This window comes from Herbaspirillum sp. RTI4 (genome assembly GCF_034313965.1).
GTDB lineage: Bacteria > Pseudomonadota > Gammaproteobacteria > Burkholderiales > Burkholderiaceae_D > Herbaspirillum.
Genome location: NZ_JAVIWQ010000003.1, coordinates 1 through 25845, shown reverse-complemented (window position 1 = coordinate 25845; position 25845 = coordinate 1). Strand labels below are relative to the sequence as shown.

At 54.9% G+C, this 25845-nt stretch carries 26 protein-coding genes; 20 read left to right on the top strand and 6 right to left on the bottom strand.

The features are described 5' to 3' along the window. The 11 genes from RGU70_RS17655 to RGU70_RS17605 form a co-directional block, all read left to right on the top strand. The coding region (locus tag RGU70_RS17655) for a hypothetical protein (RefSeq protein ID WP_322210878.1) at positions 1–555 on the top strand (555 nt) is incomplete at its 5' end. 100 nt (positions 556–655) lie between these two features. Beyond that, a complete protein-coding gene (locus RGU70_RS17650; RefSeq protein WP_322210877.1) occupies positions 656–1390 on the top strand; it encodes a hypothetical protein in 735 nt (244 codons plus the stop codon). 181 nt (positions 1391–1571) lie between these two features. Continuing rightward, positions 1572–2213, top strand: a complete 642-nt coding sequence (locus tag RGU70_RS17645) for an AAA family ATPase (protein WP_322210876.1) — start codon at positions 1572–1574, stop codon at positions 2211–2213. 37 nt (positions 2214–2250) lie between these two features. Next, positions 2251–2508: a ribbon-helix-helix domain-containing protein gene (locus tag RGU70_RS17640; protein WP_322210875.1), complete on the top strand. Its 258-nt coding sequence runs from the start codon at positions 2251–2253 to the stop codon at positions 2506–2508. A gap of 32 nt (positions 2509–2540) precedes the next feature. Beyond that, positions 2541–3635, top strand: coding sequence for a replication initiator protein A (locus tag RGU70_RS17635; protein ID WP_322210874.1), 1095 nt, complete (start codon positions 2541–2543; stop codon positions 3633–3635). 1743 nt (positions 3636–5378) lie between these two features. Further along, positions 5379–5669 carry a nucleotidyltransferase family protein gene (locus RGU70_RS17630; protein WP_322210873.1) on the top strand — a complete coding sequence of 97 codons (291 nt, stop codon included), beginning with the start codon at positions 5379–5381 and terminating at the stop codon, positions 5667–5669. Then, positions 5666–6037, top strand: a complete 372-nt coding sequence (locus RGU70_RS17625; protein WP_322210872.1) for a DUF86 domain-containing protein — start codon at positions 5666–5668, stop codon at positions 6035–6037. Before RGU70_RS17630 ends, RGU70_RS17625 begins: the two co-directional genes overlap by 4 nt. After that, on the top strand, positions 6034–6348 hold the full coding sequence (locus tag RGU70_RS17620; RefSeq protein ID WP_322210871.1) for a hypothetical protein: 315 nt from the start codon (positions 6034–6036) through the stop codon (positions 6346–6348). The genes RGU70_RS17625 and RGU70_RS17620 overlap by 4 nt, the downstream gene beginning before the upstream one ends. After that, complete coding sequence (locus RGU70_RS17615) at positions 6329–6700, top strand: hypothetical protein (RefSeq protein WP_322210870.1); 372 nt, start codon at positions 6329–6331, stop codon at positions 6698–6700. The genes RGU70_RS17620 and RGU70_RS17615 overlap by 20 nt, the downstream gene beginning before the upstream one ends. Continuing rightward, complete coding sequence (locus RGU70_RS17610) at positions 6694–7254, top strand: recombinase family protein (protein ID WP_322210869.1); 561 nt, start codon at positions 6694–6696, stop codon at positions 7252–7254. The genes RGU70_RS17615 and RGU70_RS17610 overlap by 7 nt, the downstream gene beginning before the upstream one ends. Positions 7255–7267: 13 nt before the next feature. After that, positions 7268–7786, top strand: a complete 519-nt coding sequence (locus RGU70_RS17605) for a hypothetical protein (RefSeq protein ID WP_322210868.1) — start codon at positions 7268–7270, stop codon at positions 7784–7786. 20 nt (positions 7787–7806) lie between these two features. Here RGU70_RS17605 and RGU70_RS17600 read toward each other — a convergent pair whose 3' ends face one another. The 4 genes from RGU70_RS17600 to RGU70_RS17585 are packed head-to-tail and all read right to left on the bottom strand — an operon-like array spanning position 7807 to position 9954. Further along, positions 7807–8181, bottom strand: a complete 375-nt coding sequence (locus tag RGU70_RS17600) for a hypothetical protein (RefSeq protein WP_322210867.1) — start codon at positions 8179–8181, stop codon at positions 7807–7809. A gap of 23 nt (positions 8182–8204) precedes the next feature. Then, complete coding sequence (locus RGU70_RS17595; RefSeq protein ID WP_322210866.1) at positions 8205–8831, bottom strand: protein mobE; 627 nt, start codon at positions 8829–8831, stop codon at positions 8205–8207. After that, positions 8828–9550, bottom strand: a complete 723-nt coding sequence (locus tag RGU70_RS17590) for an ArsA-related P-loop ATPase (RefSeq protein WP_322210865.1) — start codon at positions 9548–9550, stop codon at positions 8828–8830. The genes RGU70_RS17595 and RGU70_RS17590 overlap by 4 nt, the downstream gene beginning before the upstream one ends. 5 nt (positions 9551–9555) lie before the next feature. Next, the gene (locus tag RGU70_RS17585) at positions 9556–9954 is read right to left on the bottom strand and encodes a hypothetical protein (protein ID WP_322210864.1); all 399 of its coding nucleotides are present in this window, start codon (positions 9952–9954) and stop codon (positions 9556–9558) included. Positions 9955–10273: 319 nt separating this feature from the next. Here RGU70_RS17585 and RGU70_RS17580 point away from each other — a divergent pair, with 319 nt between their 5' ends. The 3 genes from RGU70_RS17580 to RGU70_RS17570 all read left to right on the top strand — a co-directional run bounded on the left by RGU70_RS17580 (position 10274) and on the right by RGU70_RS17570 (position 15873). Beyond that, positions 10274–10582 (top strand): plasmid mobilization protein, encoded by a 309-nt coding sequence (locus RGU70_RS17580; protein ID WP_322210863.1) that lies wholly within the window; start codon positions 10274–10276, stop codon positions 10580–10582. Then, positions 10579–13473, top strand: a complete 2895-nt coding sequence (gene traI / locus RGU70_RS17575; protein ID WP_322210862.1) for a TraI/MobA(P) family conjugative relaxase — start codon at positions 10579–10581, stop codon at positions 13471–13473. Before RGU70_RS17580 ends, traI begins: the two co-directional genes overlap by 4 nt. A gap of 111 nt (positions 13474–13584) precedes the next feature. After that, entirely contained in the window at positions 13585–15873 is a 2289-nt protein-coding gene (locus RGU70_RS17570) for an AAA family ATPase (RefSeq protein WP_322210861.1), read from the top strand. A gap of 26 nt (positions 15874–15899) precedes the next feature. On the opposite strand, the gene RGU70_RS17565 is transcribed toward RGU70_RS17570, so the two are convergent. Continuing rightward, positions 15900–16100 (bottom strand): KTSC domain-containing protein, encoded by a 201-nt coding sequence (locus RGU70_RS17565; protein ID WP_322210860.1) that lies wholly within the window; start codon positions 16098–16100, stop codon positions 15900–15902. 71 nt (positions 16101–16171) lie between these two features. On the opposite strand from RGU70_RS17565, the gene RGU70_RS17560 reads away from it, so the two are divergent. From RGU70_RS17560 to RGU70_RS17550, 3 genes are read left to right on the top strand one after another with little or no spacing between them, the layout of a single operon-like run. Then, positions 16172–18967, top strand: a complete 2796-nt coding sequence (locus RGU70_RS17560; RefSeq protein WP_322210859.1) for a class I SAM-dependent DNA methyltransferase — start codon at positions 16172–16174, stop codon at positions 18965–18967. Further along, positions 18964–21084 (top strand): DEAD/DEAH box helicase, encoded by a 2121-nt coding sequence (locus RGU70_RS17555; protein WP_322210858.1) that lies wholly within the window; start codon positions 18964–18966, stop codon positions 21082–21084. The genes RGU70_RS17560 and RGU70_RS17555 overlap by 4 nt, the downstream gene beginning before the upstream one ends. Next, positions 21077–22264 (top strand): GIY-YIG nuclease family protein, encoded by a 1188-nt coding sequence (locus RGU70_RS17550; RefSeq protein ID WP_322210879.1) that lies wholly within the window; start codon positions 21077–21079, stop codon positions 22262–22264. Before RGU70_RS17555 ends, RGU70_RS17550 begins: the two co-directional genes overlap by 8 nt. A gap of 212 nt (positions 22265–22476) precedes the next feature. On the opposite strand, the gene RGU70_RS17545 is transcribed toward RGU70_RS17550, so the two are convergent. Beyond that, positions 22477–23166 carry a YfbU family protein gene (locus tag RGU70_RS17545; protein ID WP_322210857.1) on the bottom strand — a complete coding sequence of 230 codons (690 nt, stop codon included), beginning with the start codon at positions 23164–23166 and terminating at the stop codon, positions 22477–22479. Between the two features lie 319 nt (positions 23167–23485). On the opposite strand from RGU70_RS17545, the gene RGU70_RS17540 reads away from it, so the two are divergent. The 3 genes from RGU70_RS17540 to RGU70_RS17530 are packed head-to-tail and all read left to right on the top strand — an operon-like array spanning position 23486 to position 25480. After that, on the top strand, positions 23486–24940 hold the full coding sequence (locus tag RGU70_RS17540) for a tyrosine-type recombinase/integrase (RefSeq protein ID WP_322210856.1): 1455 nt from the start codon (positions 23486–23488) through the stop codon (positions 24938–24940). 22 nt (positions 24941–24962) lie between these two features. Then, positions 24963–25172: a hypothetical protein gene (locus tag RGU70_RS17535; RefSeq protein ID WP_322210855.1), complete on the top strand. Its 210-nt coding sequence runs from the start codon at positions 24963–24965 to the stop codon at positions 25170–25172. Further along, entirely contained in the window at positions 25169–25480 is a 312-nt protein-coding gene (locus RGU70_RS17530) for a hypothetical protein (protein ID WP_322210854.1), read from the top strand. Before RGU70_RS17535 ends, RGU70_RS17530 begins: the two co-directional genes overlap by 4 nt. Positions 25481–25845 lie beyond the last annotated feature (365 nt).

Below are 25845 nucleotides of genomic sequence, written 5' to 3'. Positions count from 1 at the left end.
CTGGCACTTTATCGGTGGAATTCGGAAATTTCCGGGGCATTTTTGACGCCATTGGAAATTTGCTCAGTCGTACTTCGCAATGCGATTTCTGAGGCGATTGAGGCGAAATATGGCGCTAGGTGGCCCTGGGCGAGTGGTTTTGAGCGGACGTTGCCGAATCCGCACAATGGCTATAGCCCAAGGCAGGATTTATTTTCCCAGCGGAACAAATTTACAAGCACAGGGAAAATCATCCCAGAGCTGAAACTTGCTTTCTGGTCGCAGATGTTGACTGCCAGGCACGATCAACGGCTTTGGACTCCCTTACTGTTTCAAGTTTTTCCAAATATCCAGCCTGGGCTGACTGTGGCGCAGGCTCGCGTTGCCATGTACAACGACATGGAGCAATTGCGCAAATTCCGCAACCGCATTGCGCATCATGAGCCGATTTTCAAAGCGCCGCTGATGCAAAACATGGCGGCCATTACGGAGTTGGTTGCTATGCGCTGCTGGCATACGGTGGCCTGGTTGAAATCCATCGAGACGGTAACTGCAATGATAGCGTTAAAGCCTTAATTTCATGTTTTTAAACTTTAAAATAATTAAAATAACACTTATTTTAATATTAAAATAAGTGTTATTTTTTCGATGGAATCTGAAAAATCGGAATGCAACGATGATATTTTTTATAAAAATGAAGGTCACCGCAATCTTCAATTTTGTTCGGAAGAACCCGCATATGGTGCTGGCGGCTTCGCTGTTTACGGTCGGCGTTCTGTCCTTATCCACCAAAGTCACGATGATCTCAGGAGCGTTGTTCGGTGCCGGAGCTTCGTTGTTGGGGGCATGGGTCACGGAGCTGAATAATCGACGTTCTAACGCCGAGGACAAGGTGCGACGGGAAGTTGATGCGCGCAGGTATCTTGCACCGGAATTGAATCGGACTATCGAGCGCGTTCTGTACATTCATCAGCGCGCCATCCCGAATTTCGCAATCGCTTCCGCTGGGAAAGAAACCAAGACGAACGACTTGCAGGAAGATTTCATCCCGTATATGCCAGTGCTGTATCCGAATGCGCCGCAGTTCCGGGATTTGCCCGGCGAAGATGCGACCGCGCTTATTACCTTTTACGATTCCCTTCACGCTTTGCACAAATTCGTGTCTGACTGGTGGGGACGGGAAGGGCAGTTGCCAGTCAACATCTTTAACATGATCTTAACGTTGGCCGATAAAAGCATGGCTCTTGCAAAAGTCTGCATCCAAAGGTTCGAGTTGGAACAGATCTACCCGCCGCAGTATGAATTGTGGGGAACGTTGTCATCACGTATCGAGCGCTCGATGGAGGGAGCGAAGCAAGCGCAGGATTGCCACATAGCAAGGTTCGAGACCAAGAATCAAAAGCCCAATTAGTCAATTTCGAAAGGCGGCGTCACTCGACGATGGGTTGCGCCGCCTTCGTTTCCCCGCCATGCCGCAGTCATTGTGCTTGGCATGACAATGTTCGTTGAACGTTAAAAGAGGTTGTTTTAATTGACTAAATACACTGTAACGATATAATAAACACCTACTTTAATATTAAAATAGGTTGTATATGATTTTGACGGTAGGCAACACAAAAGGCGGAGTCGGCAAGACCACCCTTGCTTTGAATGTCGCCATTGCCCGCGCACTGGCTGGCCGGGATGTATGGTTGATCGACGGCGACCGCCAAGGCACGGCGCAGACCGCCATCAGCATTCGTTTGGACGCCGGACACGCGCCAGGTATCGCATGCGCGCAATATGCGGATGGCCCTACCTTGCGCGCGCAAGTTCAGCAGCAGGCATCGAAATTCGACGACATCATCATCGACGCTGGTGGTAGGGACTCGACGGCGCTACGCGCCGCCCTTGTCCTGTCCGACGTGTTGCTGGTGCCATTCCAGCCGCGTAGCTATGACGTGTGGGCACTGAATGACATTGCGTCGCTGGTTGATGAGGCCCGCAGTGTGCGGGATGGGCTGCGCGCCCATGCGGTGCTGAACTTTGCCGATCCAGGCGAGGCGTCCGGCGACAATGCCGAAGCCGCCGCCGCCGTGGCCGACGTGCCGCAGTTTGTGTACCTGAATACGCCAATCCGCCGTCGCAAAATATTTGCCAACGCAGCGGGGAAGGGGCTTTCCGTGCTGGAAATCAGCCCGAAGGACAAGAAGGCATCGGATGAGTTAAATGCACTTGTTAATGCACTATTTTAATATTAAGATGGTGTAGTTAAAAGTTGGAGTAAATGAAATGTCAATTACAAGACCTAAGCCGAAACCAAGTGTCGATACCTTCATTTCCGGCGCACCAGACGCAGCGGCGGAAGAGCCGCACAAGCCGAAGTACGTTCGCAAAGGTAAAAAGCTGCAAGTGACGTTGACGATTGCGCCGACGCTGCTTGAGCGCGTGGACGAGCTGGCGGCCAAGCTAGGCCAGTCCCGCGCAGCGGTCATCAACATGGCCGTTTACCGCATGGTTGAACATGGCGTGACCATTGAGGCGTTGTAATAATTGAAACTTACCGCTGAAAAATCCGGCCAATGAAATCAACGAAGACGCTCAATGACGCCATAAACAGCTTGCATGCTTCCAGGCAAGCCAAGGCGGCGGAACGTCTCGATCAGCAGCAGCCGGAATTGTTCGATTCCGGTAGTGATACGCCGTTATCGCCGGACGAACTGGCGGCGATGGTATCGGTGATCGATGCGCCGTCGCCTCTTGGAAGCGCTGACGTGAAGATCGAGGTGGCCAGCGCCAAACGCGGCCGCTCAAAGCTCTTGCCGGTGCGTCACATCGAGCGGGATTTTTTTCTGTGTGACATGTTCGATTACGCCATGAAGGACGATGGCGCGAGTATGGAGGCTCCCATTTTCACGTTGGCGACGCAGCCGGATTTGAGCGTGTGGCATTGGGAGAGCAAGGACGGGAACCGGTCTGTCACCGTGACGCCAAGCGTCCAGGGCAGGGCAACGCAGTTCGATAAGGATGTATTGATTTTTGTGGTGTCGCAGATGACCGAGGCGCTAAACAGCAGTCGGCAGGACGCCAAAAACCGGACGGTGCGCTTTGTGGTGTATGACTACCTGGTGTCCACCAACAAGCCGACCGGAGGGAAGGAGTACCAGCGGCTAGAAACGACGTTCGAGCGCTTGCGCGGCACGTCGATCAAGACCGATATTAAGACCGGTGGCCAGCGCGTCAAGCAGGGCTTTGGCATCATCGACAGTTGGTCGATCATTGAAAAGTCGCCGGACGACGAACGCATGATTGCCGTCGAGGTCACTTTGTCGAAGTGGCTTTTTAATGCGGTGCAGGCGCATGAAGTGCTGACGATCCACCGCGATTATTTCCGGCTGCGCAAGCCCTTGGAGCGGCGGCTGTACGAAATCGTGCGCAAGCATTGCGGGCAGCAAGCCTTATGGGTGATTGGGCTGGAACTGTTGCGCGAGAAATGCGGCGCGCATAGCCATATCCGAGCGTTTCGCAGCCAGGTTGTTGGCATCATCAAGGCCGACACGTTACCGGAATATCGTATGTTTTACGACCGGGCGAAGGATCAAGTAACTTTTTACGTCAAGAATCCCAAGAAGCTGGCGGTGGCATTGGCCGGTGGCCAGCGCGAACGTTCGGCGTAGCTCATGAGGGATACAGCGACAGGCTATGGGGAATTTCCGGCAGGCCGGAAACCGGGCTTTCGTGCTGCGCATCGAGCCAACGAAAAGCCGTTGGCTCGCCCATTCCGGCTTCAATCTCTTTCCAAACGTCAAAAGCAACACCGCCTCATCAAGGGGGGCAGCTTCGCCCCCCTTGGCTGTCCGGCTGATCCCCGCCCACGCAAGGTGATTTTCGCCATGCGTTACCTCCTGTGCGGCACGGCTTTGCCATAGTGGCACCGTTCGCTTTCCTTACGGTCAGCGTTTCAGCCTGGTGCTACCTATGAAAAACAGCGATGTTACTTACTTTCCCTTTGCAGGAGGTTTATGCACGGGAAGCGTTGGGTGCTTTGACTTGTTTGGTGGATCGACATGATGCCTTCGATCATCTTTACCGTCTTCTCGTTTTGGCTTTGGGCCAGGATTGATGTGATTTGACACGTTTTCTCCCAGAGGAAAATAAGGACAATGCGCTTGACGATGGGATCATTATGCCCGCTTTAGACAATTCTGTGCGGCACTGTTCGCACGAATTTTTACCCGCCATCGCGCACTATCGTTATATCGCTGACGACTGTGGATAGTATCGTTATATCGCTGACGGTTTTCTGTGGATAGTATCGTTATATCGCTGACGTGCACTTCGTTATATCGCTGACGCTTCGCAAAGGCTCTTCATAGGGGATTTTGAAGGTTATCCACAGGCGTAACACGCGCGCGTTCTTTAACTCTTTTAAAATCTTTAACGCAAATCCCCGCCGTGGCATGCGGCGAGCGTACCCGACAGTAATCAAATAATGACCCCGCAAGCGGGGTTGACGCGCTTCGCGCTTGTTGACCCCATCACTTCATTAACACCAGGCCCCGCAAGCGGGGCAGACGCGCTATCGCGCTTGTTGACCCCAATCCGCAGGGGGACGTGCCGCCCCCTCTCTCTTCGTTGCTTCGCTCCTCGCCGGACTCGCACCCCCATGGGCAAACCTGCGGTTTCCCCCGCTTTGCGGCTCCCCCTTCCCTTGCGCCTTCGGCGCGGTCTACAAGAAAAGGAGATTTGTGGCGCAATGGAACAGTCAACCGACTTAACGACGGCTAGCCGTATGCACATAGCTGCAATTCCCGCCACGTAGACGCGACCGCAAGGATTCCTGCGTAAATGCGTAACAACGATAAGCCGGAACCCTCGGAATTTTTGACACCCGGTGGGTGAAAACACGAACCGGCCAAGCAAGAAAACTTTGCTCCGAAGACCGGAAAGCCTTGCTGGACAAGGCTTTCCGGTCAAATGTCGTCAAATTGTAGCTTCGCTCCCAATGGCCGCTTACGCCGGGAGTTCGTGTTTTCACCCACCAAGAGCAAGTATTTGACGAAAGGGGAATCAAAGTACGTTTAGAAAACAGCGCCAGAAGGCACAGGGCATGGCGTCAAGAAGAAATCGCCACCGCGTTGGTATGCATCTACCGACTTGGCCAAAAAACGGCTTAAAAGCGGTTCTACGCGGTTTCGTGGCCGATTTTTCCGGGGCGACGTTGTTTTTGGGGTGGAGAGAGAACGGAATTTAAAGCACGGTAAGCAATATTGCCTCTCGCAAACCAGGGATTTTGAGAAGTCGCGCTAGGCCACCGAAGCGACACCGAAATCAAGGTATTACGATTCTCGAAAATAGTTCTTGAAATGTTATTCTCGATCCCTTATCATTGCAATGAGTTTCGATAAGAAAGGATGCCCATGCGACCGTCCGTTGTGCTCGACATGAAGCGAAGTGCAGTGCGCGAGGCGGTGAACCGTTTTCGCACGGCGAATCCGCGCGTCTTCGGTTCGGTTCTTCATGGCACCGACCGGGACGGCAGCGACCTTGATCTGTTGGTCGATGCGCTGCCTGGTGCCACGTTATTGGACTTAGGTGGTCTTCAAGACGATCTGGAATCGCTACTCGGCATTCACGTTGATTTGCTGACACCCGGCGACTTGCCGCCGAAATTCCGGGCTAAGGTGCTCGCGGAGGCGCAGCCGGTATGAATGAGAACCGTCTGCCTGATTACATCGATCACATACAGCAGGCCGCAGCAGATGTGTGCAGCTTCGTGGAAGGGTTGGCCAAGGACGACTTCCTGACCGACAAGCGCACCCAGCAGGCCGTCATCATGAGTCTCATCATCATCGGCGAGGCCGCCACAAAGGTGATGGAGGGCTATGTCGCGTTCACTAATGCGCACCCCGAGGTGCCGTGGCGCAACATGCGCGGCATGCGTAATCGCATGGCACACGGCTATTTCGACATCAATCTCGATGTAGTATGGGAGACGGCACAGGAATGGCTACCGGAGCTACTCAAGCAACTGCCTGCCATGCGCCAAGATGCCGACGACGAAGGGAGAGAACCATGACCAACGACGACAAGCCGCCGATGTTCGGCTACTCTGCTGTGATCAACCCACTCACCTATGAACCGCGTTCTGGCAAGTCAGCCTTGATGAATGAGTCAATGGCTGAATTTGCGGGAAAACCGATATCGCTTGCCGAGACGATCTTCGGGAACTGTACGACGACGATTCCGCTGAAGTTTGCCTTCGACCGCAATGACACGGGCCATATCGCGCCGACTCGCAATGGCATGTCAGTCTTGCCTGACGATTTACAGCACGAGCAAGCCAAGGCTGGGAGCCAGATCGCCGCAAATGAGCACGTCCAGCATTGAGGCACTGGCTAGCGCCTGGGTGCGTATCGCCGAGGAAGTGATGCTCCCGCCTGACTACGAAGGGACGGCCACACCTGCGGCGCATCGGGCATCCGAAGCCATCCAAGCACGGATTCGTGACCACATCGTCGCCACCAATGATATGCGCCTGTTTGGCCTGCTGCACCTGCTTGGCCAAGCATCACTGTCCATGGAGCAGACGTTGTGGCCGGAAGATTTTGCGCGCATGACGCGCGAGATCGAGGAAGCACTTCGTGAAGCTGACGACCCCAACGCCAATTTTTACACGCACGAAGAAGTCATGCAGGCGATGCAGGATCGCATCGACCGGGCGCGAGACAAGCCATGCTAATCGGCTATGCACGTGTCTCGACGCAGGATCAGAACCTTGAGTTGCAGCGGGATGCCTTAACCAAGGCTGGGTGCCAGAAGATTTTTGAGGACAAGGTGAGCGGTACGCGAGCTGATCGCCCCGGCTTGGGAAAGGCGCAGGAAATGCTGCGCGAGGGCGACACTTTGGTGGTTTGGAAGCTGGATCGCCTTGGTCGCAGCGTCAAGCAACTGGTCGATCTGGTCGGCGAGCTTCACAAGCAGGGCATCCAGTTCAAGAGCCTGACCGACGCCATCGACACCGGTACGCCGTCTGGCAGATTCTTTTTCCACGTCATGGCCAGCCTCGCCGAGATGGAGCGCGAGCTGATCGTCGAGCGTACCAGAGCGGGGCTGGAAGTTGCCCGCCAGCTTGGTCGTAAGGGTGGTCGCAAGCCCAAGATGACCGATAGCAAGATCGTATCGGCCAAGAAACTGCTGGCCAGCGGCGTTCCTCCCAAGGATGTGGCCAAGAACCTCGGCGTGTCCGTTCCCACTCTATACCGCTGGGTTCCAGCTTCTTCTACGCACGCCTAAAGATTTCGCGGGGTTGGGCTTAGAACCCCTGCAAGGACGGCTAGGCCAGATGCAAACCGACCTGGCCGCAGCCAAAGACGACGCCGACCGGGAGCGCAAGGCGGCAGAGGCAGCGCGTACCGAGTTGGCAAAATCGCTATTGCGGCTGGAAGCCATGCCGCGCCTGGAAGCCGATCTAGCCGCCGTGCGCGCCGAACTGGACAAAGAGCGGCAAGGCCGCGTGAGCGCCGAGCAGCAAGCCGCCGTCCTGGTCGCGAAGCTGGAAGCCACGACCGACCGGGCCGCTAAAGCGGAAGCCGCCGTCATCGAGGCGACGGCGCAGGCGCACAAGAATGGCGAAACTGTGTTCCTGGAAGCGGCCAAGGTGGAAGCAGCGAAAAACACAATCGCCAATCTGACAGGGAAGGTGGACGCCATGCAAGCGCAGATTCAGCGGCAAGTCAACGAGCTGGACACTACCCGCCAGGAGGTAAAAAAAGCCAGTGAGGAAGCGGCAGAGCTACGCGGAAAACGTGCCGGCAAAGCAGATTAGCTGTCACTGACACGGCTGTTTCAACTCTGATCCCATACCTCAATCGTCAGCACTTGGTCAGGTGGGCAAGCATCGATCTTGTCCTGGTGCATGATGATATTGCCCTTCCAGCCGGCCGGCATCACGTAGTCATCGCCGATGACCGTCATGTCGCTATGGTCGGGGATGCCCTTGGCAAGCAGCGGCAGCACGTCGCCAGCCTTGGCCGTGTAGCGGTTCGGATAGCCGCCGTGCAATAGCTGGACGGCCTTGCCTTCCTTGGTAAGCTTTGTCACCCAGTCGATACCGCCTACGCTGCTTTCCCAATTTGCCAGCACCGCCGCCTTGCGGTCGTTGTTGGGCGCGTCCCGTTCTTCAGGTGTCTGTTGCGCAATGATGATCCACCAGCCAATCATGGCATTCTCCATCCGTATATTTTTTATGGCACATGCCAGCCATACGTGCCGTCCGATGCCGGACTGACGATGCATAAGCGGTTTTTGTCAAGCGTCCAGCCCGGCCTATTGCACTTCACCAGCGCGTCGAAGTCGTTGTTTTGTGCGAACTTGTAAGCAGTTTTTCCCTGCGGTGTGTTCGACCATGCCGCCGCCGCTTTTTCGTCTTTGGCCTGGTCGTAGCCAAGCGCCTTGCCATCATCGACACCGGCACTATGGACATACCAAAGTAATGGGCCGAGCATTGCCACGACCACGGCAATGCAGCCAGCCGCCCATTTGAACATGCTTTTGGTTGACGCTTGCACCGCCACCTTATCGGCCAGTTGTACCAATGCATCGGCATGCGCCGCTTCGCTTGTTTTGAATGCAGCGGTTGCCGTTTTCTCAGCGGCAAGCTTGAAGCTTGCCAATGTCGCTTCAGATTCTTTTCTGATTTTTTCCGGCATTGCTTCATACATGTTCTGGTAATAATCCAGCGCCACCAGCACCGCCAGCAAGGCATCGTTCGGCGCGGTTCCAAGCGCCTTGCACAGACGTTCAAAGCGCAATACATCGGCTGGCATTGCCTCACGTCCATTCAGTTCCTTGAACGTCTGTTCAAATCTCATAGGTCACATTCCTTGAATGTGTTGTGCAGTTCATTACGCAAGCGTTGACCTTCAGCGCGGTTGCCGATTGGTGTTTCCGTTGCAATCTGTTTGAGCGTCATTCTGTCAATGCGCAAATGTTCCTCGATACGTGATGCGATCTTTGGAAAGCCGATTATTTTTACATTTGATGCGCTAGTAATACCGCCAATAGTCTTGCTATTGTCGAAAAAATCAAAGTTTGTTCCTTTGCGGTAGTTCTTCACAAGGATGATTTTGTCAGCGTCTTTGATGGCTTCCCATGCGGCATTCAAGGCATTAACTGGTGTGCGGTCGGTGGAATCCACGAGCCACACGAAGACTGACTCGATACCGGCCTCTTTACATGCGCCTGTGATGATGCTGCCGGCAGTGGACAGCAAGGTAGAATCGCCGGCAGGCGCATCGACAATGATGGTCTGCGCCTCGGTAGTCGAAGCCATGTTGAGTGTATCAATCAATCCTGAGGCGTCGATCTGACCACTAGAATCTTCCGCACGCACGTTAGAGCGTATTGCCGTCACATTGTCGTCTTTTCCTTCTTTGTATGCGACAGATGAATCCGCATTGATTGGGTCTGTATCAATCAATAATACTTTACAGTTAAGTGATTTATAGTCTGCAATTGCCAGTGCTGCGGTTGATTTTCCGATGCCGCCTTTACCGCCAGTGACATAGATGTATTGTTTCTTTTTTGACATGCTCATTACTCCACATCACTAATTGTTGTTACATGGTTTTTATCCTGTGATTTGGCGACAGTGCTGGTCAATGGCTGTCCCTTTTGTTCAGCAGATGAGGGCGGGGTGTGACTGCCTTTTGACGTTGCCTTTGTTTGCTTAATGTTGACAAGCTGTGTGATCGTTTTTGGCAGTATGCCGAAGATATCGTTGCTCAATGCATCGGCGATCTGTTTGGCCGTATAGCCTTTTTTAAGCAACTCTTGTATCTCTTTTTTTGCTGCATTGAGCACGTCTGTTTTACCGCCTTTGCCTGACTTCTGCCCAGGCTGTTGCGTTTTTTCGAGGTTTGAAAGCGTTGCTTTGACCTTCTCGCTATACTCTTTAATGTCGAATATCCGTGGCTTCGATTTCGCATCGCTCATCTTGCTTGCTCCTTGTAGATACAATTTTTATCAGTCGACCATATGTATATCACAAACATACCACGCCTTGAAAGTCTTTGAAAATACGATAAGCTAAATACAATACAATTTAATGTATGTAAAAATATATACAGGTTGGCCCTTGTCACACATATAGCTTCGCCATATAATGTGCCAAGGGACGGTGTGCGTTTCGGCGCTACGCTTCTCACCTTCACCTCAACCTGTCCTGCGGAGCAAAAGCATGTGCGGCGCTACGCTTCTTACATCAAGAATCAAAGGCAGACACGCCCGCTTAGGCGGGGAAGGAGCAGAACGAATGCCATTTCAAAAGCTAGGCAATGAAGCGCTAGACGCCATTGTCAATGTACGCCTGACTTCATCGGAAAAGGAAAGATTGAAGGAAGATGCCGACATGGCTGGCTTGGGCATGAGCGAGCTAGTACGCCGCCGCTACTTCGGCAAGCCGATCATAGCGAACGCCGACGCGATCATGCTCAAGGAATTGCGCCGCATCGGCGGCCTGGTAAAGCACGTCCACAACCAAAGCAACGGCGCATACAACAGTGAAACGATTGCAGCACTCAGCACGCTGAAAAAGTACATCGAGAAGTTGACCGCAAAATGATCGGTAAGAAAATCGGCAACCCGAGCAAGTCGTCCAGCAAAGCCAGCCGTGCGGGCGGCTTGCTGGACTACATCGACGCCCCGGAAAAAAGCAACAAGCTTGAAAAGTGCGTCTACTCCAACGCAAGAAATTTTCTTACCGAAACGCACGAAGGCATCAAGGCGGAAATGATAGCCCTCTCCCAAGAGGCAGTCAAAAGTAAAGACCCAATCAATCATTATGTCTTGAGCTGGCGAGAAGGCGAACAGCCAACACCGCAACAGGCAGAACAAGCCGTCGATATCGTGCTCGACGAACTAGGCTTAAAAGAGCATCAAGTATTTTACGGTTTGCATGCCGACACTGACAATCTCCATTTACACATAGCGGTTAATCGCGTCCATCCAGAGACATTGAAAGTCATCAAACCGAACAAAGGCTTTGACATCGAATCGATGCACAAGGCCGTTGCGAGAATAGAGCACGCGCAAGGCTGGCAGCGTGAAAAGAACGGACGTTACACAGTATTGGAAAATGGCGACCTAGCCCGCGCAAACAGCGACAAGCAATCAAGGAATGTTGGAGCAAAGCAGCGCGACATGGAATTGCACACCGGCGAGAAGTCAGCGCAACGCATTGCCATCGAGAACGGCGCAGCCATTATCAAGGAAGCCAAGAGCTGGGCCGAACTGCATCAACAGTTAGCCAGCAAGAATATGCGCTATGAGCGCATAGGAAGCGGCGCAATGGTGTACGTCGGCGAGATAGGCATCAAAGCCTCAGACGTAGACCGCAGCGCCGGATTTTCAAAGATGCAGAAACGACTTGGCCCGTATGAGCCGGCAACACAGGAGAAACCGAATGTCTACTTTACCCATACCGCAGAGCCGCACCTTGGCAAGCCTCGCAACCTGTCCGAACACGGTTTGCACAACCTGTCCGAACGCCGTCTGGCACATCACGGAACACCAGAAATTGAGAGTGTTCTGTCGCATAATGCACGCGCTTATCGACGAGAACCTGAAGGAGTGCGATGGGAACCCAACGCCGCCGACCGAGGAATAGGGCAACATCCACCGCAAGCGCCGCAACCGATCAAGCAGAACGTGCCGGGCTGGAATGAGTTTATCAACGGACGGAAAGCGCATTACGCCGCCAAGAACGCCGACACGTTAGCGCAGGCGGTGAGGCAGGAAACAGAACGCAAAGCGCTTAGCGGTAGCCAGAAGGTGCAGAGAGCCGACTTGCTGAAAGGCGACTGGAAAGGCAGGGGGCCGCTCTTAAACGCCATGCGCAGTGTGATCGCCGCCCAGCAAGCCAGCGAGAAAGCCGACCTGCAGGAGCGCCACAAGCGGGAGCGCAAACAAATGCGCGAGCAATACCGGCCTTACCCGACGCTAGAGCAGTGGCAGCGACAACGGCAGCGGCCGGAGCTTGCCGAGCAGTGGCGGCACCGCGACAGCGAACCGCAACAGATACACGGCGACCAGGCCGAGCCGCCCACGGCGCGAGACATACGCGCCTATGCGGCGGAGATCGTCGGGCACCAGGTGCATTACACGCGCAAGGATGAAGCGGGGCGGGGCGGGGGTGTGTCTGCCTTTGTGGACAATGGCAAGAGCATCGACATTTACGACTGGCGCAACCGCGACGCCACGCTGGCCGCTTTACAGTTGTCGGCGCAGAAATGGGGCAGCTTTCAAGTGACTGGCAATGACGAGTACAAAGCCATGTGCGTAAAGCTGGCCGCCGAACACGGCTTCAAGATCAACAATCCAGAACTGCAACAGAGCATTGCCGCCGAGCGCGACAAGATCGCGCAGGAAAGGGCGCAAGCGATGAAATCGGAGCAGCTACGCGGTTTTGAACAATACAGCGATGCAGTGGGCGCGGAGCGTTACCGCGTAACGTCAATCAAAATGCGCGAAGACGGCAGCAAACAAACATTCATCCTCGATAAAAAGGACGGCGTGACCACGGGATTTACGCCGGATGAAATCGCGCAGCGCACAACGGAAATGCAGCGCTTGCAGAGGCGCGGAGAGAATATCTATTACACGCCGCTGTCTGACAACAAGCACCATATCCTGATCGACGACATGAACCGCGCCAAGCTGGAAAAACTGGTGCAAGACGGCTACCAGCCCGCCGCCGTGCTGGAGTCCAGTCCCGGCAACTACCAGGCCATCATCACTGTGCCGAAGCTGGGAACGGCGCACGACAAGGACGTGGGCAACCGGCTGGCCGAACGGCTCAACCAGGAGTACGGCGACCCTAAGCTATCGGGCTGCATTCACCCGCACCGCGCCCCCGGCTACGAGAACCGCAAGCCCAAGCACCAGCGCGAGGACGGCAGCTATCCCGAGGTGAAATTGCTCAAGGCGGAAAAGCGCGAGTGCGAAAAGACGCTGAACTTATCCCGCGACATCGACGCGGAATATCAGAAGTTGCAGCAAGTGCAACAACAAGAACGCGCACCAACGGCGGCAATTAAGATCGATGCGCCCGCCGGCGGCGTGGCGCAAGCCTACCAAAAGCACCATGAGGACGTGATTAGCCGGCAGCGCGGCGGCGCTGTCGATCTATCCCGCGTAGACGCAATGATTGCCGTTCGCATGCGGGTCACCGGCTACCAGCAAGGCGAAATTGAAAGCGCGCTGCGCCAGTGCGCGCCGGCCACCCGCCCGGACGAGCAGGGGCGCGATTGGAACGACTACGCGCAGCGCACTGCCCGCTATGCGTTTGGCGGTGCCGGCGACCGCCAGGCCGCCGATCTTGGTAAGTACCGTCAGCAGTGGGAGAAGCTGGAAGGGCGGGAGCAGAAGCCGCAAATCGAAATCGCGCAGCCTAAAAAAGAGAAAGAGGTTGTGGTCGAGGTAAAGCGGGATAGGGGGCCGAGCTTGGGTAGGTGATTGGTTCCGCCACATGTAGCCGTGCTTTGCCGTCATATTGACGCTTGCGCGCATGGTAATGTATCGGCACCAATGCACAGACCGCCTGGCGTGGCGATTACCGGATTCGATATGCTCAAAAAAATTATCGGCATTAAAAATGTCGGCAGGTTCCGCAATTCAGCTTCCAGCGGCGATACGACGCTAGCCAAGCATGCATTTATTGTTGGCGCGAACGGCTTTGGAAAAACCACCATATGCGCGGTTCTGCGTTCGCTCAAGACGGGCGACGCGGAGCATGTGCTTGGACGGAAAACCTTGGGCGTGACGGACACGGCAACCATTGAATTGCTGTTGAGCAGCGGCGCAGTTCGTTTCAACGGAACCGCTTGGGATACTGTTCATCCTGCCATAGCTGTTTTTGATGGTGTTTTCGTTGCCGAGAATGTCCATTCAGGCGAAGTCGTCGATATCGACCACAAGCGGAATCTTTACCGGGTCATCATTGGCGATGCTGGCGTGAAGCTGGCAGAAGAGGATGCGAAGCTGGCAGGCGAGAGCCGTGCCAAAACCGCCGAGATAAGCGCCATCGCGAAGGCGCTTCAGCCGCACGTTCCGACTGGCACGAAGCTAGACGCTTTCATTGTCGTGCAAAATGTCAGCGACATCGACAACCAGATTGCCGCGCAGGAGTTGAAATTGACGGCAACCCGTCAAGCCGCAGGCATCGCCTCTCGGGCCGTCTTGTCGGAGCTGGTTTTGCCACCCCTGCCGGGAGGCTTCACTGATTTGCTGGCAATGACTATTGATGACATCGGCCAAGACGCGGAGCAACGCATCAATGCACACCTGGCGGCGCACGGTATGGAAGCTGATGGCGGCGACTGGATCGTGAAAGGCATTGACCATGCGGCAGAGGAGTCTTGCCCATTCTGCGGTCAGGATATTCACGGTTTGCCGCTCATTACTGCTTACCGGGCCGTATTCAGCGAGCGCTACAAAGCCTTGGGGACGGCCATTTCCACGATGAAAACAGAAATCGGACAGGCGTTCGGCGATACGGCCTTGGCCCGGTTGGAAACGACTGCCGAACAGCTTAAAAGCGGCATCGAATTTTGGGGCCGGTACTGCGCGTTTGATGTGGCACCTCTTGCTTATCCAGATGGACTTGCCGATGCAATCCGTGGTTTGTCCCAATCCGCCCTATCCTTGCTCGATAGCAAGGCGCGCGCGCCGCTTGATGCGGTCAAGGTGGACGAGGCTTTCACCAAGTCTTTTGCAGCGTATGCGGCGATACAGGACAAGGCCGCCATCGTGAATCAGGCTATCCGTCAGGTTAATACGTTGGCAACTGCCAAGAAGGCCGAAACGGGTGCGGCGGACATTCGCGTGGACGAAGCCGAACTTGCCAGATTCAATGCCATCAAGACGCGGAACAGTGCGGCGGTAACGGCGCTGTGTGACGACCACAAGCGGTTTTCTGGTGAAAAGGAGGACATTGATACTCGGAAGGCCGCAGTTCGCGGAAAGCTCGACAAGCACACCAGCGACGTAGTGACGCCATACGAACGCAGCATCAATCAGTACCTTGACGGTTTCAACGCCGGATTTTCGATCACAGAAACGAAACATGGCTACCCTGGCGGCGTTGCCAGTTCTACTTATCAGCTTGTCATCAATGATACTGCTGTTGATGTCGGCGACGGCAAGACGCCCGGCAGCATGCCTAGCTTTAAGAATACCTTGAGCGCTGGCGATCGCTCGACGCTCGCTCTCGCTTTTTTTCTGGCCCACCTTGAACGTGACGACGAACTTGCCAGCAAGATTGTGGTGTTCGATGATCCATTCAACAGTCAAGACGCTTTCCGCCGCCGCCAGACGATCCACGAAATCATGAAGGTAGCGGGCAAATGCGCTCAAATAATTGTCCTGTCGCATGACGTGACATTCATGAAGCAGATTTGGGATAAATGCCCGGTTGCCGAGAGGGCGGCAATGGCCATCGCGGATCATCGCAAGCTCGGCTCAAAAATTACACCGATTGATTTTGAAAAAGCGTGTCAGGGCCGGACGGCGAACGATATTGATGACTTGCAAACTTACCTATCCAATGGCGCAGGGCAGCACCTCGACATCATCCGAAAAATGCGCGTGGTGCTTGAAACTTATGCCCACACTACTTATTCGGCCAGTTTTGATGCCAATGATTGGCTTGGCGTGATTGTCGGAAAAATTCGTGACGGCGGCGCGAGTCATCCAGTGCACGCTATTTATGATGAATTGGATCAAATTAATGACTATACCAAGCAATATCATCACGGTGAGGACGCGCAGGACATTACGCCTGACCAGATTGATCCGGCAGAGCTAACCGGCTACACCAAACGGACGCTGCGGATCGTGAACGCGCTGGAAGCGTGATTTTGGCCAGGCTTGCAATGCTCCGATTAACAATGATATTTGTCCCGTATATGGCGGTCGTAATAAGCACCCTTGGAGCCAGCGGAAAGCAGCCCGTCAAAAATGCTTTGCGGCACATGGCAGAAGCTATAGGTATGGCCTTGTTTAAACTTGATTTGCATTTGCCGTGTGTTCGGATCGTAGCCGACGGCACTTATTGCACTTGAGTTGACGCGAATCATGTCCATACAATTCCCACGGTTATTTTGCGTATTATCCACCACCGCTAGCAGAAAAAGTCACATAGGAAAGATGCTCCATGAATGCAGTAGAAATCGAAGCAGCCATATCGGAATTATCTTTTCAGCCATTCGACGCCGCAGAATTCCCGTTCGCGTTCTTGGCCGCTTTCGGCCATAAGGACACGGCCCTCAAACGCCTGCGTGCAGGCAACAACAACGCTTCGGATGTGTCAGGTGGCGTGCTCCAGCGCAACAACATCCATATTGCAGTGTGCGAAGCTGGCACCGTGGGCGAAACCCTCAAGGCATTGCGCGCCAGCTTGGCCACCACAAAAGCCAAGGCTAAGTTCATTCTCGCCTCCGACGGGCAAACCCTGGAGGCCGAAGAGCTGGTCAGCGGTGAAACTATCGCCTGTGACTATCCAGACTTTCCCAACCACTTTGGCTTTTTCCTGCCGCTGGCAGGCATCTCCACCATCAAGGAGATCAAGGACAACCCCATCGATGTACGTGCCACCGGGCGGCTGAACAAGCTGTACGTCGAGCTGCTGAACGAGAACCCAGGCTGGGCCAAAGAGGCGCGCCGTGCCGACATGAACCATTTCATGGCCCGGTTGGTGTTTTGCTTCTTTGCAGAAGACACCGACATCTTCAATGGCGAGGGGCTGTTCACCAAAACCGTGGAACAAATGAGCGAGCGTGACGGCTCCAACACCCATGAAGTGCTGGAAACTATCTTCCGCGCCATGAACATCAAGGTTGTCGAGCGCGCCGATGCCGAGCCTCGTTTGCCGAACTGGGCAAATGGTTTCCCGTATGTGAATGGCGGCCTTTTCTCCGGCAGCACCGAAGTACCCCGTTTCACGCGCATAGCGCGTACTTACCTGCTGCACACCGGCAACCTGAACTGGAAACAAATCAACCCGGACATCTTCGGCAGCATGATCCAGGCCGTGGCCGACGACGAAGAGCGCGGCGCGTTGGGCATGCATTACACCAGCGTGCCCAATATCCTGAAGGTGTTGAATCCCTTGTTCCTCGATGACCTGCGCGCGCAGTTAGTCGAGGCCGATGACAACAAGATCAAGCTGTTGAACCTGCGCAAGCGCATGGCGCGCATTCGTGTGTTCGATCCAGCCTGCGGCTCCGGCAACTTCTTGGTCATCGCCTACAAACAGATGCGCGAGATCGAGTCGGAAATCAATCGCCGCCGGGGAGAACTGCAGCTAGGAAGCGAAATTCCGCTGACCAACTACCGTGGCATCGAGTTGCGCGATTTTCCAGCAGAGATTGCGCGCCTGGCGCTCATCATTGCCGAGTTTCAGTGCGATGTGCTGTATCGCGGGCAGAAAGATGCGCTGGCAGAGTTTTTGCCGCTGGATGCGCAGAACTGGATCGTTTGCGGCAACGCGCTGCGACTGGATTGGTTGAGCGTCTGCCCGCCCACTGGTTTGGGGGTCAAGCTGGTGGCGGATGATTTGTTTTGCACGCCGCTCAATCAATCGGAAATCGATTTCACGAATGAAGGTGGAGAAACGTATATTTGCGGCAATCCGCCTTACTTAGGTAGCCGGGAGCAAGATAAATCGCATAAGGACGATCTTAAGCAGGTATTCCAAGGACAAGCCGAAAATTGGAAGGCTCTTGATTATGTTTGCGGATGGTTCATGAAAGCCGCTGAGTACGGAAAAGCCACAAATTCAGCGACCGCTTTCGTGACAACTAATTCTGTTTGTCAAGGCCAGCAAGTGCCATTGCTTTGGCCTTTAATCTTCGCCACAGGAACGGAAATTTTCTTCGCTCATACTAGCTTCAAGTGGTCTAATCTTGCGAGTCATAATGCTGGAGTTACGGTTGTAATTGTAGGATTAACACGCCAGCCTACCGGCGATAGAAAGCTCTTCTCCGTATCAGATGACGGAGAGACTGCTGTCAAAAAAACTCCCACCATTAATGCGTATTTGGCTCCAGCGAAAAATGTTGAACTTTCACCATCAAATTTCCCGCTTGGTGAGCAGGCCAATATGCAAAAAGGAAACTATCCAGTGGATGGTGGATGCTTACTCCTATCTCATTCGGAAGTGGAGAAGCTAAATCTTACTTACAAACAAGAGCAAAAATTCATTCGTCCATTCGTTGGGTCGTCAGAAATCATTCATGGTTCACAACGCTTTTGCCTTTGGATTGAAGACGCCGACCTAGCTGAAGCCGAGGCAATTGAGTCTGTAAATGAGCGAATTGAAGGCGTCAGGCGGATGAGGCTTTCAAGTAAAAAAGAAGCAACACAAAAGTCGGCACAAACTCCACATAGATTCGATGAAATTAGGCAGACAGGTAGTGAGTCTTATGCAATCGGGGTTCCAGTCCATTCGTCTGAGAATCGAGAGTGGCTCCCTGTAGATTTATTGTCTTATCCAACGATAGTTTATGGAAGTGCTTTTGCTCTCTTTGATGCTCCAGTATGGAACATGGCTCTTATCGCCTCCCGCCTCCACCTAGCTTGGGTAGCAACAGTCTGCGGCAAGCTAGAAACGCGCTATCGCTACTCCAACACCCTTGGCTGGAACACCTTCCCTGTTCCACTGCTCACCGAGCAGAATAAGGCTGACATGACCGCCTGCGCCGAGGAAATCCTGCTGGCGCGCGAAGTACATTTTCCCGCCACCATTGCCGACCTCTACGACCCAGACAATATGCCAGACAACTTGCGCCGCGCCCACGAGCGCAACGACGAAGTACTGGAACGCATCTACATCGGACGTCGCTTCAAGAACGACACAGAGAGGCTAGAAAAACTGTTTGATCTTTATACGAAGATGACAGCGGCCAAAGCCAAGCCCGCAATGAAAGCAACAAGAGGAAAGAAGACGTGAACGAGAAAACCAGTAACCCGACCAATTCCTACACCGTTCCATCGGTGTCCATCGCCACGGCGCGCACAGGTGCATCCAGCAAGGCCAATGTGCTGGGCATGCGCGCAATGCAGGAGCGCGCCTATGCCAAGCGCGGCGAGCAGTATCTGCTGATTAAATCGCCACCGGCTTCAGGCAAGTCCCGTGCGCTGATGTTCATCGCGCTGGATAAGCTCAATAACCAGGGCTTGCAGCAGGCCATTGTCGTGGTGCCGGAGCGTTCCATTGGTAGCAGCTTTGCCGATGAGCCACTGAGCCAATACGGCTTCTATTGGGATTGGCAGGTGGCCTCGCAGTGGAACCTGTGCAATGCTCCTGGGGTGGACGAAGTGAAGGTTGCCAAGTCCAAGGTCAAGGCCGTGGGCGAGTTCCTTGCCAGCACCGACAAGGTGCTGGTCTGCACCCATGCCACCTTCCGCTTTGCGGTGGAAGAGTTGGGTGTCCAAGCATTCGATAACCGTCTGATCGCCATCGACGAGTTTCACCACGTCTCCAGCAACCCGGACAACAAGCTGGGTAGCCAGTTGGGCGCGTTCATCGCTCGCGACAAGATTCATCTGGTGGCCATGACTGGCTCTTACTTTCGTGGCGACAGCGAGGCGGTGTTGGGTCCGGCAGATGAGGCCAAATTCGAAACGATCACTTACACTTACTACGAACAGCTCAACGGCTACCAATGGCTCAAGTCGCTGGACATCGGCTACTTCTTTTACACAGGTCCTTACGTTAATGCTATCTCCAAGGTGTTGGACCCGGCACTTAAAACCATCGTCCATATTCCCAATGTAAATGCCCGCGAAAGCCTGAAAGACAAGCAGCGCGAAGTCGATGAAATCATGCACGGCTTGGGCGAATGGAAAGGCGTTGACCCCATCACTGGCTTCCATTTGGTATTGGCCTGTGATGGTCGTACCCTGAAAGTAGCGGACTTGGTGGACGACAGCTATCCGGCCAGACGTTCTAAGGTGCTCACTGCATTGAAAGACCCAGTGCAAAAGAATAACCGCGACAATGTAGATGTCATCATTGCGCTTGGCATGGCGAAGGAAGGCTTTGACTGGATTTGGTGCGAACATGCACTGACTATTGGCTACCGCAGCAGCCTGACCGAAATAGTGCAGATCATTGGCCGCGCCACCCGAGATGCCGAGGGTAAGGAACGATCGCGCTTCACCAACCTAATCGCCGAACCAGCGGCCGAACAATCCGCTGTTGCCGAAGCGGTTAACGACATGCTCAAAGCCATTTCCGCCAGCCTTTTGATGGAACAGGTGCTGGCCCCACGCTACGAGTTTACGCCAAAGAACAACGGCCCGAAGACAGGTTTTGATTACGGAGAGGAAGGTTACAAGGACGACGGCCACAACATCGGGGTGAACAAGGACACGGGTCAAATTCACGTGGAGATCAACGGGCTGGCAACGCCGCAAAGCCCTGAGGCCACGCGCATTTGCAAGGAGGACTTGAACGAAGTTCTCACCAGTTTCTTGCAGGATAAAACTGTGTTGGAGCGCGGCCTGTTCGACAAGGAAAACACCCTGCCCGAAGAACTTACCCAACTCCGCATGGGCAAGATCGTGCGGGAGCGTTACCCGGACTTGATCGAGGCCGACCAGGAGGCCATTCGACAACACGCCATCGCCGCCATGAACATCACGCAGCAAGCCAAGTTGGCGTTGGCCCAGGCCGATGCCAACGGCGGCGGCACGGCGCAGGGCAATACGGCGTTGCTGGATGGGGTGCGCAAGTTCGTCAATGTGCGTGATCTGGACATTGATCTGATCGACCGCATCAATCCCTTCGATGCTGCCTATGCAGTGCTGGCGAAAGCGATGGATGAGAAATCGCTGCGCCAGGTGCAGGCCAGCATTGCCGCCAAGAAGCTGAGTATTCCTGAAGATGAAGCTCGCGAGCTGGCAAGACGCGCCTTGCAGTTCAAACACGAGCGTGGCCGTCTGCCAGAAATAAATTCCGCCGATGCTTGGGAAAAACGTATGGCCGAAGGCGTGGCCGCGCTGGCACGCTACCGTGCGCAGGTCAAGGCGGCACAGGCGCAGGGAGAGTCCGGTAATGGCTGAGATGAACGATGACGAACTACTGGATGCGCTGGGCGTAGAAGTTGCTCCGCTGAAGGCTTCGAGCCGAACCCCGCGAGAGGAACGCATCATCGCCGGCTTTGAAGACATTCTGCGCTTCCATAAGGCCCACGGCCGCGCCCCACTGCACGGCGAGGGTCGTGACATCTTCGAGCGCTTGTATGCCGTGCGCCTGGATCAGCTACGCAAGTTGCCGGAAGCGCAAACCGTGCTGGCTTCTCTGGATAGTCCCGGCCTGCTTGCCGGTGCGATAGCGGCCTTGGCCAATGTAGATGACTTGGACGAAGACGCTTTGCTGGCCGAGTTGGGTATTGGCGATGAACCCGACGACCAAAACGACATCACCGTGCTGCGCCATGTACGTTCTAGCGTTGAAAAGCGCGCCGCAGAGGAAATCGCCGACCGCACGCCGTGTGCGGATTTTGACAAGTATCAACCGCTGTTCGAGCAGGTGGAGCGGGAGCTGAAGTCTGGCGTTCGCATAACGCGACGCTTCGGACGCGATACTAGCATTGCAGACGGGAACTACTTCATCGTCGGCGGGCAGCTCGCCTATGTGGCCGAAACCGGCGAAACCATCAAGGCTCCGAACGGCGAAAGCGATGCACGTCTGCGCGTCATCTACGCCAACGGCACGGAAAGCAACTTGCTGCGCCGCTCGCTACAACGGGCGCTCTACAAGGACGACACCGGCCGTCGCCTGACCGACCCGGACATGGGGCCGCTGTTTGGCGATGCGCCAGAGCCTGACGATATTGAAACGGGAACCATCTATGTGTTGCGTAGCCTGTCCAGCCACCCATTCATCGCCGAACACCGCGATCTGATCCACAAAATCGGCGTGACTGGTGGCAAGGTGGAGACCCGCATCGCAAGCGCGGAAAAGGATGCTACCTATCTGTTGGCCGACGTGGAGGTGGTCGCCACCTACAAGCTGCACAACCTGAACCGCACTAGGCTGGAAAACATCTTCCACCGATTATTCGGCGCAGCACAGATCGACTTGACCATCGAAGACCGCTTCGGCCATCCTGTCAAGCCGAGGGAATGGTTCCTGGTGCCGCTCCATGTGATTGACGAAGCGGTTCAGCGCATTCGGGACGGGTCAATTACCGATGTGATCTACGACCCTAAGACAGCCCAGTTGGTCGGTCAGGCTTAGTAGGCCCATTGGGTGCGCAGCCGTAATTGGGGGCGTTTGGCGAAACGGAAATTAAAGTACGCTAAGCCAGTCGCCGCAGTCATAACGACGCGTTCAACGCCGCGCAAATAGGAATGTAGGGAGCAGTGGAACGGTTATGCAAAGCTTTCCATAAACGTTCCACTGCTCCACGTACCCCAAATAGTGCCCGACTAACGCGGGCGAACGAGCAACTACACCTTAAGCAAAGTAACAAGTTGCTGCACGCTAAGGCCTCCCCCTACCAGGCTTACGCGCATTGGTTCAAAAGCGTTAAACATGCGGCGATAACGGCTATAGGTTTCGCAGTGCGAATTCAAGTCTCGATCCTTGAATCGAGTAAATCTGTTCATCTTGTCCACGAGAAAGCCGGCAATGCTCATTTGGCTTGATTCATTGTTGCCGTCGAAGCCGTGAAATTTTACATCGGTCGCCCACGTCCCGACTTCCTCCATGATCGTATTTTTCTGAGCTGGGGTGAGCCGTTCGTACGCTTCTTCGATGAATGACCACATATCGAGAACATCAACGACGTGACTCACATCGCGTGGGTTGTCCACGTGATCGTGGAAAACACCTTGCATGTCCCACTTCGGTGCCCAATAGTGTCCACCGTAGATGACTTTCGCCAAGAAGTCGGGATTCGACTCAGGGTCCTTGATCTTTAGAGATTTGAAGAGATCGCCCATCATCAGGATGAGCATCTTCTCTCCATCGCTGAAATGTACGGCTCTGCTCGATCCTGACGACAAACCAAGATTCACAAGCCTGCGAATCGCTTCTGCTCGCGTTGGGTGATCAGATTGCTCGTTTGCCCACTCGTCAACTCTGGAGAGCTGCTCTTCATCGATCCGCAGCTCGAAACGTTCAGATTTCGTTGCCATTATGTCTCCCTTTAATATTACCGTACAAAAGTACGTATATTACCGTACATTTGTACGTATTTAAACTAAAATGCGCCGCCGCCCACCCAGTCCAAAATGGTGGTTTATTTTGCACTGCAAAAACAGCCTGAAAATGCTTCGTCCCCCCTCCAGAGCGTCTGTTCAATAATTCGTACCCGTAATCAACGCCAATCTTTTGTTCAGAAATCAAGTTGCGGGCGTATGGAACTTGGGTTTTTTACTATTGATAAAAAGCGTTATCAAGAGTAAAGTAGGACTTGTTCCTGTAAAGGCTCACCTGGCGGTTTTGGAGTGAAACATGGTTCGGAAAAAATCGCCTAGCAGTCAACCCAGCGCCCGCCGCGCCATGAGCGATGCGGGGTTCCTGCTCGATCAGATCATGGAACAGGAGCGGCAAGTCGAACGGCGCTACGATCTGCCTTTTCGCGCCCCGCAAAAAGTCATCACCAGCTTGCAGCAGTGTACCCATTGCGGCCAGGATATCGCCTTGATGGTGTTTGGCGATAACGCCCGTGACGAGGCCGGGCTGCAGGCGTATGCCAGATTGATGGATGCGCCGATCCGGAAGACCGCTCTACCCGCCTATATCATTACGCCCCCTGCCGATCCGAGTTCCCTGGAGAACCCGTCTTTATTGATGAAGGTTTATCCGGTTGCTGAAGCGCCGTTCTGGATCACCCCGGACGAATGGCTGAGCTTGATCGACACGATGAGCGATGCGCACTGCAAGCGGCTCCCGCCATTGCCGCCCGCCGCTGCTTTGACCACTGCTTTACCTTCTTCCTTGCCTCCTGCCCTGCCGACGCCGGCCAGTGCGGCAGCGGTGTCGCTGACGGCGGCGCAATTTCACCAACTGGCCGCCGTGCCGCCGGCGCTGACCTGGTTCGCCAATATCGACAATCCGCAAACGCGCCGCGCTTATCAAAACGATTTGACCGAGTTCATGGCGTTCGCCGGCATCGCGCAGCCGGAGCAATTTCGCAGCGTCACGCGGGCGCATTTGCTGGCCTGGCGCAAGGATTTGGAGCGGCGTGCGCTGGCCGGCGCGACGATCCGGCGCAAGCTGGCCGCGCTGTCGTCCCTATTTGAATATCTGTGCGAAGCCAATGCGGTAACGAGCAATCCGGTCAAGGGCGTCAAGCGCCCGAAGATGGAAAGCCAGGAAGGGAAAACGCCGGCCATCGGCGACCACCAGGCGCGCTCCCTGCTCGATGCGCCGGATGCCACCACGTTGCAGGGGCAGCGCGACCGCGCCATCCTGTCCACCCTGCTCTATCATGGCTTGCGCCGGGCCGAGCTGTGCGCGCTGACCGTTGGCGACGTGCAGCAGCGGCGCGGCGTTCCCCATTTGTGCGTCCACGGCAAGGGCGGCAAGCTGCGGTATGTGCCGCTGCATCCCGGCACCGCCGAGCTGATCCACACGTATTTGCAGGCGGTCGGCCACGCCGGCGACGCCCAAGGGGCGCTATTCCGGCCGTTGAAGAACAACACCAGCGCCGATGATCGCGCTTCGATCACCGCCGATGGCGTGTACAAGATGCTGGCCGGCTATGCGGCGTCGTTGAAAATCGATGTCGCCGGCTTCGGGCCGCACGCGCTGCGCGCCACGGCCGCCACCAATGCGCTCGATCATGATGCCGACATCGCCAAGGTGCAAGAGTGGCTTGGACACGCCAACATTGCGACCACTCGAATTTATGATCGGCGAAAAATGCGGCCGGAGGATAGCCCGACGTTCAAGGTGTCATACTAATTAACAGGAAAAGGAGAGCGACATGCAATTATCGGCAAAGGATGTGGCGTGGATGAAGGGACAGGGTGTGTGGCAGCCGGGAGCTGATACGCTGCAGGTGCTGGACCGCGCCAAGGAGGCGGGATTCGATGACGCACACCCGCATTTGATTTCGTTCGTCATGGGTTATTACGACGCCGCGAACGAGGGCGACTGTTCTACACTGGTGGACCAGGAGGAAGCACAACGATGAAAGACGACAGGCCGACATGCTGCACCTATCGCGTGCCACCGCTGCGCCCTGAGCTGCAAGCTGCTTATGACGACATGGACGCCAAAGGGGGCTATTTCGCCACTGCCGTGTGTCGCACGTATGACGGCCAAGCGTGGGAAGTGAATACCAGGCAGGGGAGCATCTCCACCGCCCTTGACGGCCGTTATACCGGCCATGACGAGGCGATGGCGGCTGGCGCGGCCTGGCTGCAGGGGCAGGTAGAGCGCGAACCGGATGCCGATGAACTGGCCTTTAGGGCGCTATGGGAAGAACACGGCCCTTACTGAAGATTTTCCAGGGCCAGAAAAGACGATGCCCCCAGGGGCATGCTTGCGCAGAGGTCACACCGGGGGCTTGCTATGCGAGAATAGTAACACTTGATAAGCGAACGGCCCGCCGAAGCGGGCCGTTCTGTCATTTGTCTCTAGGGGGAAGTGGGCGAACCCACTAACAAGGCCAAGAGCTAATGAACCAAATATAACTTATTACCACGAAAGCGTCAAGCATGGCATTGGCACTCACTTCGGCGGACATTGCTGCGATTACAAAAGCATTGTCTTCCGCCCGCTTAAGCACTTACGCTCCGCCTGCGGCAATGGCGGTATCCCAGACAGCACCCGGAGCGACGCCATCGGCGCATGACCTATACCCG

Bases quoted from the DNA above. Each gene is read 5' to 3' on its own strand.
- RGU70_RS17635 (WP_322210874.1), top strand. From the start codon at position 2,541: ATGAAATCAACGAAGACGCTCAATGACGCCATAAACAGCTTGCATGCT.
- RGU70_RS17565 (WP_322210860.1), bottom strand. From the start codon at position 16,100: ATGGACATGATTCGCGTCAACTCAAGTGCAATAAGTGCCGTCGGCTAC.
- RGU70_RS17610 (WP_322210869.1), top strand. From the start codon at position 6,694: ATGCTAATCGGCTATGCACGTGTCTCGACGCAGGATCAGAACCTTGAG.
- RGU70_RS17585 (WP_322210864.1), bottom strand. From the start codon at position 9,954: ATGAGCGATGCGAAATCGAAGCCACGGATATTCGACATTAAAGAGTAT.
- RGU70_RS17540 (WP_322210856.1), top strand. From the start codon at position 23,486: ATGGTTCGGAAAAAATCGCCTAGCAGTCAACCCAGCGCCCGCCGCGCC.
- RGU70_RS17580 (WP_322210863.1), top strand. From the start codon at position 10,274: ATGCCATTTCAAAAGCTAGGCAATGAAGCGCTAGACGCCATTGTCAAT.
- RGU70_RS17535 (WP_322210855.1), top strand. From the start codon at position 24,963: ATGCAATTATCGGCAAAGGATGTGGCGTGGATGAAGGGACAGGGTGTG.
- RGU70_RS17640 (WP_322210875.1), top strand. From the start codon at position 2,251: ATGTCAATTACAAGACCTAAGCCGAAACCAAGTGTCGATACCTTCATT.
- RGU70_RS17550 (WP_322210879.1), top strand. From the start codon at position 21,077: ATGGCTGAGATGAACGATGACGAACTACTGGATGCGCTGGGCGTAGAA.
- RGU70_RS17630 (WP_322210873.1), top strand. From the start codon at position 5,379: ATGCGACCGTCCGTTGTGCTCGACATGAAGCGAAGTGCAGTGCGCGAG.
- RGU70_RS17625 (WP_322210872.1), top strand. From the start codon at position 5,666: ATGAATGAGAACCGTCTGCCTGATTACATCGATCACATACAGCAGGCC.
- RGU70_RS17530 (WP_322210854.1), top strand. From the start codon at position 25,169: ATGAAAGACGACAGGCCGACATGCTGCACCTATCGCGTGCCACCGCTG.
- RGU70_RS17600 (WP_322210867.1), bottom strand. From the start codon at position 8,181: ATGATTGGCTGGTGGATCATCATTGCGCAACAGACACCTGAAGAACGG.
- RGU70_RS17570 (WP_322210861.1), top strand. From the start codon at position 13,585: ATGCTCAAAAAAATTATCGGCATTAAAAATGTCGGCAGGTTCCGCAAT.
- RGU70_RS17590 (WP_322210865.1), bottom strand. From the start codon at position 9,550: ATGTCAAAAAAGAAACAATACATCTATGTCACTGGCGGTAAAGGCGGC.
- RGU70_RS17595 (WP_322210866.1), bottom strand. From the start codon at position 8,831: ATGAGATTTGAACAGACGTTCAAGGAACTGAATGGACGTGAGGCAATG.
- traI (WP_322210862.1), top strand. From the start codon at position 10,579: ATGATCGGTAAGAAAATCGGCAACCCGAGCAAGTCGTCCAGCAAAGCC.
- RGU70_RS17620 (WP_322210871.1), top strand. From the start codon at position 6,034: ATGACCAACGACGACAAGCCGCCGATGTTCGGCTACTCTGCTGTGATC.
- RGU70_RS17650 (WP_322210877.1), top strand. From the start codon at position 656: ATGATATTTTTTATAAAAATGAAGGTCACCGCAATCTTCAATTTTGTT.
- RGU70_RS17615 (WP_322210870.1), top strand. From the start codon at position 6,329: ATGAGCACGTCCAGCATTGAGGCACTGGCTAGCGCCTGGGTGCGTATC.
- RGU70_RS17560 (WP_322210859.1), top strand. From the start codon at position 16,172: ATGAATGCAGTAGAAATCGAAGCAGCCATATCGGAATTATCTTTTCAG.
- RGU70_RS17645 (WP_322210876.1), top strand. From the start codon at position 1,572: ATGATTTTGACGGTAGGCAACACAAAAGGCGGAGTCGGCAAGACCACC.
- RGU70_RS17545 (WP_322210857.1), bottom strand. From the start codon at position 23,166: ATGGCAACGAAATCTGAACGTTTCGAGCTGCGGATCGATGAAGAGCAG.